This is a genomic window from Heliobacterium chlorum, from assembly GCF_014502795.1.
GTDB lineage: Bacteria > Bacillota > Desulfitobacteriia > Heliobacteriales > Heliobacteriaceae > Heliobacterium > Heliobacterium chlorum.
On record NZ_JACVHF010000005.1, the window covers coordinates 132,823 to 145,969 of the forward strand.

Genomic DNA, 13,147 nt, shown 5'->3' on the forward strand with positions numbered 1-13,147 from the left:
AAACTTGAGCGCCTTTAGCCCCAAAGAACGATTGCTGCGGGTGTTAGATAAGGAAAAGATCGATCGAGCCCCTGTCGTTTGCCCCGGCGGCATGATGAACGCCGCTATCGTGGAAGTGATGAACCGGACTGGTCACACCCTGCCGGAAGCCCATCACGACGATACATTGATGGCAGAATTGGCTTTTGACGTAGCCGATTATACGGGGTTCGAAAACATCGGTATTCCCTTTTGCATGACCGTCGAAGCGGAAGTGTTGGGATCAGATATTGATAAAGGGTCTTTGGCTTGTGAACCCAAAATCCGTCAGGAAGCGTACCCATCAGTCTCTCAAGTGGAGTTCAAAGAACCGCAAGCGTTGCTTCGCTCCGGGCGGATCAATACGGTGGTTCAGGCAGCTTACCGTCTGGCCCGGAAGCATCCCGATTACCCCATCATCGGAAATCTGACAGGGCCGATCAGCACTGCTGCATCCATCGTCGACCCCATGTCCTTTCTCAAAGAGTTGAGAAGAGATAAAGAAAATGCCCATCGGGTCATCGATTATGTGAGCGACGTATTGATTGCGTATGCACAACTCATGGTCGATGCGGGTGTGAAGGTCATCTCCATCGGTGATCCCACTGCGACTGGTGAGATTTTAGGGCCGAAAATGTTTGAGGAGTACGCGGTTCCCTACTTAAACAAGGTGATCGACGGAATTCATGAACTTGATGCAGCAGTGATCGTACATATTTGCGGAAAGATGCAATCAGTACGGCATATGATACCGCTCATTAAAGGAGACGCCATCAGCACCGACGCGATGGTGAATTTGAAACGATTAAAAGAAGATTACCCACAGTTGACGACGATGGGCAATTTAAGTACCTACCTATTGGAAAGCGGAAACTATGAGGACGTTTCCCGGCATACCCGTCGCCTTGTCGGTGACGGTATCGATATTATCGCTCCCGCTTGTGGACTGAGCACTTCCACGACGATTCAGGCGTTACAGGCCATGACCCAAACGGTAAAGGAGCTATAGCCTGTGAGCACATCAGTGAATGTTGTTTTTCAACCGTCGAACCGTACGGTACAGGTGGAAAAGGGAGTGACAATCCTGCAAGCGGCACGCCTAGCAGGAGTTTTAATCGAATCCCCTTGTAATGCCGTTGGGACTTGCGGAAAGTGTAAAGTCAAATTGGATCAGGCCTCGCGATCGTCCGTCCGTCCTTACGGTTTGCATCATCTCTCTCCGAAAGAAGAAGAGCAGGGATATGTCCTTTCCTGTGAAGCGGAAGTCCTTGGTGACATTCTCGTCGAAGTTCCGTCGCGCAGCCACGGCAGGGAATTGAAGATTCTGAGTCACGGCCAAAGTGTGGAGGTGACGCCGGAACCCTATTTCCAAAAACGCTATGAACCGAAGGATGACCGGACCTTTGTATTTGCCGGTGATGAGTTGGTCGGCCTAGAACAGGGCAATACAGAAGATCAAAAGTACGGCCTGGCCGTTGACATAGGCACGACAACCATCGTTGTCTCTTTAGTCGATCTCGGCAGTGGTCAAGAAATCGCCGCCGCTTCGGCCTTAAATCCTCAAAGTCTTCATGCCCAAGATGTGCTGTCCCGGATCACCTTTGCCAGTACAAAACGAGGGCTCATAATGATGTACTCTGAATTGTTCAATGAGTTGAACCGGCTCATCGAGCGAGTGACCGAAAAGGCTATCGTAAACCGGGAGCACATATATGAAGTGATTTTCAGCGGCAATACCTGCATGATCCACTTGGCCACTGGCAAAGACCCGGCACCGCTCGGAAAATATCCTTACATCCCGGAGTTTACTGGCGCAGTTCACCTAAGCGCCTCAGAGCATCACCTAGGCGTGTCTCCTTTTGGACTCATCTATGTGCCGCCTGTTATTTCTGCCTATGTAGGCGCCGATATCACATCAGGCATCCTGGCGTCCCAGTTGCATCAGCAAAAGAGAATCACGTTGTTTGTTGATATTGGGACAAACGGAGAAATGGCTCTGGCTGTAGAGGGCAAACTGTCTGCCACCTCCACTGCGGCGGGGCCGGCTTTCGAGGGCATGAATATCACCTGTGGTATGCGTGCTGGAGCGGGGGCCCTGGAGTTTTTCCAGATTGAGGACGATAAAACCATTACGACGAAGACGATTGGCGATCAAGAACCGGTAGGGATTTGTGGGAGCGGACTTTTGGATATCGTCGGGGAGTTAGTGGCCCATGGCGTGATCGATAAAAATGGCCGTTTTGTGAAACCGGAATCGACCCTATTGCCGGCCTCATTAAAAGAGCGGTTGCAACTGCGTGATGGAAAAAGAGTATTCCAGATCTCCCGGCAAGTGTATCTGACCCAAAAAGATGTTCGTCAAGTCCAGTTAGCCAAAGGCGCTATCCGAGCCGGGATCGATCTGCTGCTGCGAAGTAAGGGGATCACATCGGACGCCGTGGACCGGGTGCTCATCGCTGGTTCCTTCGGTTATCATCTTCGCGCGAAAAGTTTAATCCACCTCGGGCTGTTGCCCGATAGTTTTGACGGAAAAATCGAGTTTATCGGCAATACCTCGAAAACGGGCGCTCAGGCTTTTCTAATGAACCAGTCCCTGCGCAAAGAGATGGAAAAAGGGGTTACCGAAATCGAAGTGATTGAGCTGGCCAATTATAGTGATTTCGAGCAGGTTTTTGTGCGATCTTTAGGATTTTGAGTCAAATTCAGCCCACCGGTGACAGACGGCTTTTTTCCATGAGCGTCTTCCAGGGTGGATACTAAAAAGGAGTGAATGGCCTGTGCCTTTTATCGACACGAGAACGAAGCGGATGATCACCTTTGCATTAGGCATCATCATTTTTGCCACGACGGCATTGTTGACCGTTGGGTGCAGCTCTGATGCAAAAAAGGGAACGTCCGCACAGACGGCTGCACCGGCAGCAGAAAAGACCGACAAAATCAAGCTCAATGTAGGTTACCTTCCCGCTCCCGGTGATGTATTGTTCTTTGTCGCGAAAGAAAAAGGTTTCTTTGACCAAGAAGGACTCGACGTAGAGATGTTCCAGTTCACCAACTCAGGGGAAGGCCTTAACGCTATCAAGAGCGGTAAACTGGACACAGGCGCTTTCGGTACGGCGGCCCCGCAGACGTTTATCGCGAAAGGGACTCCCTTTGTCGTTATCGCAGGCATGCAAAGCGAAGGGCACGCCGTTATCGCGAAGCCAGAAAACGTAGAAAAGTTTAAAACGCCGCAAGGTTTCGTCGGGAAAAAGGTAGCCACCGTACGGATGGCCACCGGTGACGCCGTCTGGAGGTATGCCTTGGCAAAGGCGGGTATCGATTGGAAAAACCAGGTGAACATCCAAGAGCTTGATTCACCAGCTGCAGTGATCGAAGCTGTCAAAAAAGGAACTGCCGATGTGGGCAACGTGTGGGTTCCCTTCGTAGAGATGGCGGAAGCGCAAGGATTGAAAACAGTAGAGTGGTCCTCGGCGTATATGCCGGGACACGTCTGCTGCCGTGTCGTCGCGATGGAAGATGTGCTGGCGGCCAAAAAGGAAGCCTTTGTTCGCTTTGATAAAGCGCTCATCCGGGCATACGAGTTTTACACACAAAACCCGGATGAGACGGTAGACGCCCTTTCCAAGTATGTCAAGATCGACAAGGAACTGCTGAAAAAGGCCACATACAGCGGTAAGATTCACAGCATACCCGACCCGGATAAGAAACGCTTCGTTGAGTTCTGGAACGCCATGAAAAAAGTCGGCTACCTGGACAGCGATCACGATATCAACCGGAATATTCAACCGGAGTTCTATAAAGAGGCCTTAGACCGTTTGAAATCGGAAGATCCCAACAACGTCACATATGGGATCCTTGAAGAGGGATACAAAGCAAACGATCTATAGAAAGCCGGGGAGGTGTGAGTCATGGAGGCCTTGTTACAACTGGAGGCAGTTTCCCTAGCCTATGGGAACAATGCATCCAACCGGTTGGTTCTATCCGATGTTACAGTCGATGTGAAAGAGGGCGAGTTTATCACCGTTGTTGGTCCTAGCGGATGCGGCAAAAGTTCTACCATCGGTTTGCTCGCCGGCCTTCTGACTCCGACCTCTGGCACCATCCGTTTGCAAGGAACACCGATTACGAGGCCCGGTCCAGACCGGGCCGTCGTTTTCCAGGACTATTCTTTGTTCCCTTGGATGACTGCCCTTGAAAACATTCATTTCGCACTCCAGCAGGTCAGGAAGGCCACTCGGGAAGAAGCATTACAATACCTGCATCTGGTCGGTCTCTCGGAAGCGAAAGACAAGTATCCGGGAGAATTGTCGGGGGGGATGCGCCAACGGGTAGCCATTGCCCGTGCTTTTGCTGTAGATGCACCGGTCTACTTGATGGACGAACCCTTCGGTGCGGTGGACGCCAAAAACCGCATTTACCTGCAAGATCTTCTCCTGCGCTTGTGGAAGACAGGGGAGCATTCGAAGACCATTTTTCTGGTTACCCATGATATCGATGAAGCGTTATACCTAGGCGATCGAATCATTATTTTTACGCCCTCCCCAGGCCGGATTCGCCGAATTGTGGAAGTATCCTTTACACGGCCCCGAACACGGGCGTACTTGGTTCACGATCCTGCCTATATTCAGTTGCGAAATGAAATTCTCTCGCTACTGCAAGACGACTTGATCGGAGAACTGGAATTGGTGGAAGGGGGAACGGGAATATGATGCAAAAAACGATCGATCGTTTGCTGATCTTTTTGAGCATATTTTTGATCTGGGAGTTATGCACCCATACCTTTTCCGTACTCGATCCCTTCCTATTTCCGTCTCCTGAAAAAGTGGCCCAACTGCTCGTAGAAGATTCGGAGGTCTTCCGAAAAAGCATCACCAGTTCAATCTACCTGTTAACGGCAGGATTGTTGCTGGCTCTTTTGACAGCGATTCCGCTCGGTTTGCTGGTAGGATGGCAGCGTCGCCTTCATCAAGCGGTAGAACCGCTGACGAACCTGCTTGGCCCGATTCCGCCGATTGTGTATATCCCCTATACGATCGCTTTGCTGCCTACCTTTACCTTGTCGTCGATATTTGTCATCTTCATCGGTGCTTTTTGGCCGCTCTTTATCAACACGGTCGCCGGTGTACAGGCCGTAGAAAAAGGCTTGATCGATTCGGCACGGACCTTAGGGGTCAGCCGGTGGACCATGCTGACACGGGTGTTACTGCCTGGTGCCTTTCCTCACATTCTTTCCGGCGGTTCCATCAGCTTGGTCCTCGCCTTCATCTTATTGACAGCCGCCGAAATGATCGGTGCGACCAGCGGCCTTGGCTGGTATGTGAAGTATTTTTCCGACTTCGCCGATTATCCGAGAGTAGTTGCCGGCATACTCGTTATCGGCATTGTCGTTTTATTTCTCATGACGGTATATCGCCAAGTATCCAGTTATCTGCTTCGCTGGAGAACAAGCGGTTAACCATCGCGGAAAAGAAATCGGGAAAGAGCGACTGAAACCTTTTGCTTGCCCACGACGAGAGAGGAGTGTACGAATGAACCCTTATTCCCATTTAATGCGCAAGCATCCTTGCTTTAGTGGGGAAGCACATATCAAATACGGACGGATTCATCTTCCTGTCAGCCCGGCTTGCAATATTCAATGCCGGTACTGCCGCAGAGGTTGTAACAAATGGGAACAGCGGCCGGGTGTGAGTCGAGGTATTCTCACTCCGGAAGAAGCAGTATCCCTCGTTGAGCGAGCTTTAGAACTTTGTCCCGAAATCACCGTCGTTGGCATCGCCGGACCTGGCGATACGCTGGCGACAGAACACGCTCTAGAAACCTTTCGATTGATTCACCAGCAGTATCCGCACCTCATCAATTGCTTGAGTACAAACGGTCTGCGATTGGAGGAAAAGGTAGAACAAGCCGCCCAAGCTGGTGTAGCGACGATTACAGTCACCATGAATGCTGTTGACCCGATCATTGCGGTCCAGATTTATGAAGAAGTATCTATCGACGGAAAACGAGAACAAGGGGAAGCGGCGACGGCCCATCTAATTCGAGCCCAATTAGCGGGGATCGCTTCCGCAGCACGGCTAGGGTTAGCCGTAAAAGTGAACATCGTGCTAATTCCCGGGATAAATGATAGCCATATCGGTGATATTGCCCGAGCGGCGGCTGACGCCGGCGCTACGAATGTGAATATCATCCCATTGATTCCTCAGCACCAGTTGTTGAGTGTAGGAGCGCCAAACTGTCATGAATTGCAAGCGGCTCGGGAAGCGGCGGAAGCCTGTTTGCCCGTATTCCGTCATTGCCGACACTGCCGTGCCGACGCTTGTGGGATCCCCGGCAAAGGGAAAGATCTCTCAGAACTGCTCTATGATCGACCGATGGAGACATTTTCACATGGTTGAGGAAAGAGCGATGCGATTGGGGCCCGATGGAGGGCCTCTTTTTAAATTGGACTTTTTTCGTTGACAGATGGGAGAACCGATGTTATTATCTTAAAAAACAAGCAATTTACTTGGAATTAAATCAACGGTTGGGCTGACCAGACGTGCTGGAGGCCTAGATTTACACCCTCGCGGGTGGGATCTAGGCCTCCTTTTGCTTTTTCAGTCCATATTAAACGTAAATGAATCACAATAAAACGAATAGGGTGAATCTTATGACGGAATTTTCTGCGCAAGAAATCGGTGCTCTCCGACGCCAAGGGATATATCGGCAGCGACAAAAAAGTGAGTTCTTTCTTCGAATTCGTTTACCTCTGGGACGGTTGACATCGCTTCAGCTAGACACATTGGCCTCCGTCGTCGACAAGACGGAAAGAGGCCAGTTGGAACTGACGACACGGCAATCGATTCAAATTCACGGCTTAGCCTTCGACACTATTCCAAAAATTCGCCACACCCTTGAGGAAGTAGGGTTATTCTCGCTCGGAAGCGGAGGGAAAGCAGTCCGTAATATCGTGACCTTTTATGAAGGCGGACCCCTCGCCGGGGAGGTAGAATCCTTAACTCGTCATCTGAATGAGACTTTTGTCGCTAAATCGTTGCAACTCACTCTTCCCCACAAATTTAAAGTGGCTATCGGCGAAAGCCATCGTGCCGGTCTTCTGTTTAACGACGTGGGGCTGTTACCGGTACAACGGGAGGGAGGTCTTCGCTGGCAGGTCTTCGTGGGAGGAGGTCTGGGAAGCAAACCTCACGTAGCTCAGCTACTGCCGGTAGAGGTAAGGGGTGGCGATGTCAGCAGCCTTCTGGAAGCCATTCTTCACGTCTTTATCATGAAAGGGACCCTCAATCAACGATTAAAGTTTCTTGTTCAGTCCTTCGGTGTAGAGCATTTTTGGGAACTTGTCAGGGAGGAGTGGACTGTTCCATTTGGAGATCCTGTTACCTCGCCTTCCTCATTAGAAACGATAGCTTCCAGTGAAACAGTGATTGTCGATGTGCCCGACAGCTCATTGACGACAGTGCAGCTATATAAATTAGCTTCCATCGCTCGACGGTTTACTCAGGGAAACATTTTTCTCACGCCAAACCGGCAGATTCTCTTGAGAGACATATTGCCGGAAGAAAAGGAAGCCCTTTTAGCCGAGTTATCGACGGTCGAACTGGCATCGCCCGAACCGATCCGTTGGATCTCTTGCCCAGGCCAAGCGTTGTGTGCTCGCGGGTTAGTCGACACCCAATTGCGTCAAAGCATTCTCAATACTTTACGTGAACATCGCCACGTTTGGGAAAAAATCGAGGGGATATCGATCCATCTATCAGGCTGTTCCAGCTCTTGTGCCAGACCTCAGATCGCCGATATCGGGATTACGGGAATCATCGACAAACAAAATCCGGCGATTCCCAGTGTCAGCGTCACCATAGGCGGCGGACTTGATGGAGAATGGCCTGTTCTTGGTGAAATCTGGCGATTCCCCGTTACGGTTGAAGCATTACCTACAGCCTTGCTAAGTATCATGGAGAACTGGCTGGAAACGCGAGAGGGGCAGGAAACGTTCCGGGAGACACACCTTCGACGTCACCGGGAAAGAGGGAACCACTGAATGCAGGAAGGAGGAACAGCCGGTGAGTGAAAGAACAGGATTTACCCTTTGGTTGACGGGATTATCAGGCAGCGGCAAAACGACAATTTCCAAAGGTGTCGCCGAAGAACTGCGCCGTCGCGGTCAACCAGTAGAAATTTTGGACGGTGACGAAGTGCGGGAATACTTATCGTCCGATTTAGGATTTGAAAAAGCTGACCGCGACCGCAATGTGAAGCGGATTGGCTATGTAGCTCACTTATTGGCCCGCCATGGCGTAGGCGTCATCACCGCGGCCATTTCTCCCTACCGAGATACTCGTAAGGCGGTTCGGGAGCTCCATGGGCCCGGATTTGTAGAAGTACACGTGAAAACATCGCTGGAAACTTGTATCCAGAGGGATGTCAAAGGACTTTACAAGCGTGCACTAAATGGAGAGATTCCGCACTTTACCGGTATATCTGATCCCTACGAAGAACCGGAACATCCGGAAGTGGTGATAGAAACGGAAGGACAGACGGTAGCGGAAAGTGTGACTGTGATCATTCAGTACTTGGAAGAAGCCGGTTATCTAAAACCGAAAAATGTGAGTGGAATAGCGGTATAGTCGATCGATTTGTACTATCACAGTGTAGAAGGGGTTCGAAATATGGACGTATTGGATACAGATTGGCTCGTCCTCGGTGGAGGGGCGGCAGGCATCATGGCTGCGATTCGTGCCAAGGAACTGTGTCCGACATGTCGCGTCACTGTCATTGAAAAAGCCAACGTTCAGCGAAGCGGTTGTCTAGCCGCCGGTATCAACGCCATCAATGCCTATCTGAATCCCGGTGAAACGGCAGAAAGTTTTCTCAGCTATGTAAAGGCCGAATTTGCCAACCTGGTTCGAGACGATCTGGTTTATACACTGGCGGAAAGGCTCAATGAAATGACAGACCGGCTCGTCGAGTGGGGGCTTCCCGTCTTCCGGGATGAACAGGGGCGGTACTTACGGCGAGGGCGAGCCAGCGTACAGATCAACGGGGAAGCCATTAAACCGTTGATGGTAGCGGCCTTACACCAGAGCGGTGCCGAAGTGTTTAACCACCGCGTGGCTACAGATCTCATCATCATCAATGACCGGGTTGTGGGCGCCCTTGTGTTGAATCTAGCCGATGGAAGCTTTACGTCGGTACGGGCCAAAGGTGTGCTTATCGCCACGGGAGGGGTATCGGGCATCTACGGACCGAATGCCGGAGGAGCGGCTCGGCACAAGCAATGGTATTCACCGTTCAATGCCGGTGCCGGCTGGGCCATGGCTGCCCGAGCTGGAGCGGAACTGACCAGCTTGGAGATGCGCTTTATCGCCCTTCGCGTCGCCCATACGATGGCTCCTACGGGAACACTGGCCCAAGGAGTCCGCACACCTCACATAAACCGGATCAACGCTCATTATTTAAACGATTATACATACGAACAGGTTGAACCGACGACAGCAGAACGGCTTTGGGCGACGCTACAAGAAGAGAAACAGGGACGAGGGCCTTGTTATCTCGATACGCGGGGACTCACACCGGAACAAGGGAAACGTCTGCAAAAAGCATACTTAAGCATGTGTCCGACGCAGGTGCTGCAGTGGAGTGACGCTGGGAAAAGACCGGAAGAAATGCCTGTACCGATCACAGGCAGCGAGCCGTACCTCGTAGGGGGTCATGGGATGGCCGGATTATGGATCGACGAGCGCCGGCGAACCACCGTCACCGGGCTTTATGCGGCCGGGGATGCAGCCGGGGGGGCGCCGAAAAAATACGTCACCGGCAGCATGGCCGAAGGGGCTATCGCTGCCGAAACGTTCCTCGAAGAGATTCAGGATTGGCAAGAACCGAATCCGGGTGCATGGAAGGTTGCGGTAGATAGGGCGTTGCAACGGGCAAAAGAGCCACTCCTGTTCAATGTGAACGCCTCCCAAAAAACCGACGAGCATAGCAACTCTATTGGTTCTGCCGTTAGTAGGAACAGCCTAATCAATAGCAAAAACGTGGCTACCGACGGAAAAAACCAGATCCGCCAATTGGAAGAACAACTTCAGGCGGTTATGGATCGCTGGGCCGGCGGTCGACCGGCAGGATATGTGTACGATGCCGAGGGTCTACTTCGGGCTCAGCAAGAAGTGGATTATTTAATCGAAGCGGGACGGGAGCTCAAGGCTGGTGACGCCTATGAACTGATGCGTGTCCATGAAGTCTGGGACCGTCTCCTCCTGGCTCGTTTACTGCTCGCACATATGCTCTACCGGAAAGAAAGCCGCTGGCCTGTTTACCAAAGCCGCCTCGATTACCCATCCAGAGACGATCAACGGTGGCGGATCTTTGTCAACTCACGAATACCTGTCCAAAATGTGCAAAAAAAGATCGAAATTAAAATCATCGAGCGGCCTCCGGTAGATTCACACGGAACAGGTGGGCAGAGTGTTCTATCAGCGTTCGGAGGTGGTACAGCGTGACCCTATTGATCGACGCGCAGCGCTGCCGTCGATGCGGTGAACAGCCGCGATGCGCCGATGTGTGTCCAGGAAATTTGTTAGTCCTACCTGAAAGGGGTCATATCATCTCCCGGGAACCGGATGACTGCTGGGACTGCGGCGCCTGTATCAAAGTATGCCCCCAACAGGCACTCGCCGTATCATTACCCCCGGAAGCCGGCGGACAGGGTTCTACGCTTCGGGCGAAACAAATCGCCGGAAAAATCCGCTGGACCCTTGAACATCCCGACGGTCGGTTGGAAACCATTGAATTATAAGTGCCATTGCACAGTGAAGTCATTACACCCCCGATTTAGCACAACGCACACTAAACAGAAGGCTGCTTTAAATAACAACATGAGGTGATACCGCAACCATGGAACACCTAGAGCGACTGGAAAGCGAAAGCATCTATATCATTCGTGAGGCCTATCGGAAATATAAAAAAATCGCCATGTTATGGTCCATTGGCAAGGATTCGACCGTACTTCTACACCTAGCCCGCAAAGCTTTTTACGGGCACTGCCCCATACCGCTCGTCCACATCGACACAACCTTTAAGATCCCCGAAATGATCACCTATCGAGATAAAATTGCCCAGGAATGGGGCCTGAAACTCGTCGTTGGAAAAAATGAAGAGGCCCTGCGGGACGGCATGAGCCCGGAACGGGGGCGCTTAGATTGCTGCACCGCCCTGAAAACAGAAGGATTGCAGCAGATCATGGCTAAGCACGAGTTTCAAGGTCTGCTCATGGGAATTCGCCGCGACGAAGAAGGATCCCGCGGTAAAGAGCGCTACTTTAGCCCCCGCAACAAAGAGTTTGAGTGGAACTTTAAAGAGCAGCCGCCAGAATTATGGAACCAGTTCCAGACCGAGTTCCCCGCCGGCACCCATGTCCGTGTTCATCCGTTGCTGCACTGGACGGAGCTGAACGTCTGGCAATACATACTTCACGAAAACATCCCTGTCATCGACCTCTATTTCTCGAAAAACGGGAAGCGTTATCGCAGTCTGGGTTGTGCACCTTGCACCGCTCCGATCACCTCGGAGGCGAAAAGCGTAGAAGAGATCATCGAAGAACTGAAAAACACCTGCGAGACGGAACGCAGCGGACGTGCCCAAGACCAGGTTGACGCCTATGCGATGCAAAAACTGCGGGTCAGGGGGTACATGTAAGATGAGCCGGAGCCAAGAAACATTAAAAATCGTCATCGTCGGCCATGTGGACCATGGGAAGTCAACACTCATCGGCCGTTTGCTGGCCGATACAGCCAGTGTACCGCAAGATCGGATCTCTGCCGTTCAACGCCGCTGCACAGAACAAGGCAAGGAAATGGAATACGCCTTTTTGTTAGATGCCCTCGAAGAAGAGCAATCACAAGGCATCACTATCGATACGACTCGAATCCAGTTTCACAGCGAAAAGCGAGACTATGTCATCATCGATGCGCCGGGCCACAAAGAGTTTTTGAAAAACATGATCAGCGGTGCTTCCGACGCCGACGCCGCCTTCCTCCTTATCGACGCACAGGAAGGCGTACGGGAGCAAACCCGGAGGCATGCCTCGATTCTCAAACTGCTGGGCGTTCGTCAAGTCCATGTGGTCATCAATAAAATGGATCTTCTCGACTACGATCAAGAGTCCTTCGACCAAATTGTCACAGACTGCCAAGCTGCCCTCGCCAACGCCGGTCTGGTGGCCCGGTCCTATATCCCCATCGCTGCCAAATTCGGAGAAAACATCGTTCACCGCTCATCAAATCTGACATGGTACGCCGGTCTGACGATCATCGATACGATGGATGCGTTAACGATCGAACACAGCAGTCACGATGCGCCCGTTCGCCTGCCTGTGCAGGATGTATACAAATTCGATCACCGGCGGATCATCGCCGGCCGCCTGGAGAGCGGAACGCTGAAAGCTGGCGACGAAATAGTCTGCTGGCCCCAAGGCACCCGAACTCGCATCAAGACACTGGAATCATGGAACCTTTCGGAACCTCCGATCGAACTGGTGCAGGGTTTGTCCGTCGGTGTCACCCTTGAAGATCCGCTCTTTTTAGAACGGGGAACCTTGATCACCAATAGCGATGCGCCGCCGCTGGTGGGTACTCATCTTACCGCCAACGTCTACTGGCTGGGCCGCAACCCCTTGGTCATGGATCGACGCTACACGATTAAAATTACGACGCAAGAAACCAGTTGCGAGGTAAAGACCATCCATCGTGTCTATGACTCCGGTGATTTGTCGGTCATATCTGTTGAAGGGGGCGTTCCGGCCAACTTCGTCGGTGAAGTCACCTTGGAGGCAAAGCAGCCACTGGCCTTTGACCCCTTTACCGGCGTTCCCGAAACGGGACGGTTTGTGTTGATGGATGGATATGAGGTATGTGGTGGAGGGATCATCACCGGACTCGCCGGCGAACAATCCACCGATGACCATCAGGAGAAAGAGAAAAGCCCGGCCGGTGCGGCGAAGCCCTTAGTGCTACGAAAAAAATTGAAGCGTAGTATTGTCGTCAATCAGTAGTCAATCACTCGTCGATCGCCCATTACCGCCTATTTAAATAGAGCATCAACGGCGCATTGGCGCAAAAACAAAAGAACGAAT

The 13,147-nt window shown here is 51.8% G+C and carries 11 protein-coding genes and 1 pseudogene; all 12 read left to right on the forward strand.

Annotated elements, in window-relative coordinates; all coding sequences use genetic code 11:
- The first annotated feature begins 4 nt into the window (after positions 1-4).
- The 12 genes and pseudogenes from H1S01_RS07630 (at position 5) to H1S01_RS07685 (ending at position 13,066) form a co-directional block, all read left to right on the forward strand.
- Positions 5-1,027, forward strand: a complete 1,023-nt coding sequence (locus H1S01_RS07630) for an MtaA/CmuA family methyltransferase (protein ID WP_188039491.1) — start codon at positions 5-7, stop codon at positions 1,025-1,027.
- Positions 1,028-1,030: 3 nt separating this feature from the next.
- Positions 1,031-2,713, forward strand: coding sequence for an ASKHA domain-containing protein (locus H1S01_RS22275; protein WP_341479054.1), 1,683 nt, complete (start codon positions 1,031-1,033; stop codon positions 2,711-2,713).
- Between the two features lie 82 nt (positions 2,714-2,795).
- On the forward strand, positions 2,796-3,905 hold the full coding sequence (locus H1S01_RS07640; protein ID WP_341479055.1) for an ABC transporter substrate-binding protein: 1,110 nt from the start codon (positions 2,796-2,798) through the stop codon (positions 3,903-3,905).
- Between the two features lie 21 nt (positions 3,906-3,926).
- Positions 3,927-4,727 (forward strand): ABC transporter ATP-binding protein, encoded by an 801-nt coding sequence (locus tag H1S01_RS07645; protein ID WP_188039492.1) that lies wholly within the window; start codon positions 3,927-3,929, stop codon positions 4,725-4,727.
- The gene (locus tag H1S01_RS07650; RefSeq protein WP_188039493.1) at positions 4,724-5,473 is read left to right on the forward strand and encodes an ABC transporter permease; all 750 of its coding nucleotides are present in this window, start codon (positions 4,724-4,726) and stop codon (positions 5,471-5,473) included. The genes H1S01_RS07645 and H1S01_RS07650 overlap by 4 nt, the downstream gene beginning before the upstream one ends.
- 73 nt (positions 5,474-5,546) lie before the next feature.
- On the forward strand, positions 5,547-6,413 hold the full coding sequence (locus H1S01_RS07655) for a radical SAM protein (protein WP_188039494.1): 867 nt from the start codon (positions 5,547-5,549) through the stop codon (positions 6,411-6,413).
- A gap of 254 nt (positions 6,414-6,667) precedes the next feature.
- Positions 6,668-8,056: a nitrite/sulfite reductase gene (locus H1S01_RS07660; RefSeq protein WP_188039495.1), complete on the forward strand. Its 1,389-nt coding sequence runs from the start codon at positions 6,668-6,670 to the stop codon at positions 8,054-8,056.
- Between the two features lie 19 nt (positions 8,057-8,075).
- A pseudogene (gene cysC / locus H1S01_RS07665) lies at positions 8,076-8,642 on the forward strand (adenylyl-sulfate kinase); the annotation flags it as partial.
- A gap of 42 nt (positions 8,643-8,684) precedes the next feature.
- Positions 8,685-10,517 (forward strand): adenylyl-sulfate reductase subunit alpha, encoded by a 1,833-nt coding sequence (locus tag H1S01_RS07670; protein ID WP_188039497.1) that lies wholly within the window; start codon positions 8,685-8,687, stop codon positions 10,515-10,517.
- Complete coding sequence (locus H1S01_RS07675) at positions 10,514-10,813, forward strand: 4Fe-4S dicluster domain-containing protein (RefSeq protein WP_341479056.1); 300 nt, start codon at positions 10,514-10,516, stop codon at positions 10,811-10,813. The genes H1S01_RS07670 and H1S01_RS07675 overlap by 4 nt, the downstream gene beginning before the upstream one ends.
- Positions 10,814-10,911: 98 nt before the next feature.
- Positions 10,912-11,712 (forward strand): sulfate adenylyltransferase subunit CysD, encoded by an 801-nt coding sequence (cysD, locus tag H1S01_RS07680; RefSeq protein ID WP_188039498.1) that lies wholly within the window; start codon positions 10,912-10,914, stop codon positions 11,710-11,712.
- Position 11,713: 1 nt separating this feature from the next.
- Positions 11,714-13,066 (forward strand): sulfate adenylyltransferase subunit 1, encoded by a 1,353-nt coding sequence (locus H1S01_RS07685; RefSeq protein WP_188039499.1) that lies wholly within the window; start codon positions 11,714-11,716, stop codon positions 13,064-13,066.
- The last annotated feature ends 81 nt before the right edge of the window (positions 13,067-13,147 follow it).

What these genes read in the sequence shown, in the direction of transcription:
- H1S01_RS07685 (WP_188039499.1), top strand. Translation starts at nt 11,714, where the DNA reads ATGAGCCGGAGCCAAGAAACATTAAAAATCGTCATCGTCGGCCATGTG.
- H1S01_RS07645 (WP_188039492.1), top strand. Translation starts at nt 3,927, where the DNA reads ATGGAGGCCTTGTTACAACTGGAGGCAGTTTCCCTAGCCTATGGGAAC.
- H1S01_RS07670 (WP_188039497.1), top strand. Translation starts at nt 8,685, where the DNA reads ATGGACGTATTGGATACAGATTGGCTCGTCCTCGGTGGAGGGGCGGCA.
- cysD (WP_188039498.1), top strand. Translation starts at nt 10,912, where the DNA reads ATGGAACACCTAGAGCGACTGGAAAGCGAAAGCATCTATATCATTCGT.
- H1S01_RS07655 (WP_188039494.1), top strand. Translation starts at nt 5,547, where the DNA reads ATGAACCCTTATTCCCATTTAATGCGCAAGCATCCTTGCTTTAGTGGG.
- H1S01_RS07660 (WP_188039495.1), top strand. Translation starts at nt 6,668, where the DNA reads ATGACGGAATTTTCTGCGCAAGAAATCGGTGCTCTCCGACGCCAAGGG.
- H1S01_RS07650 (WP_188039493.1), top strand. Translation starts at nt 4,724, where the DNA reads ATGATGCAAAAAACGATCGATCGTTTGCTGATCTTTTTGAGCATATTT.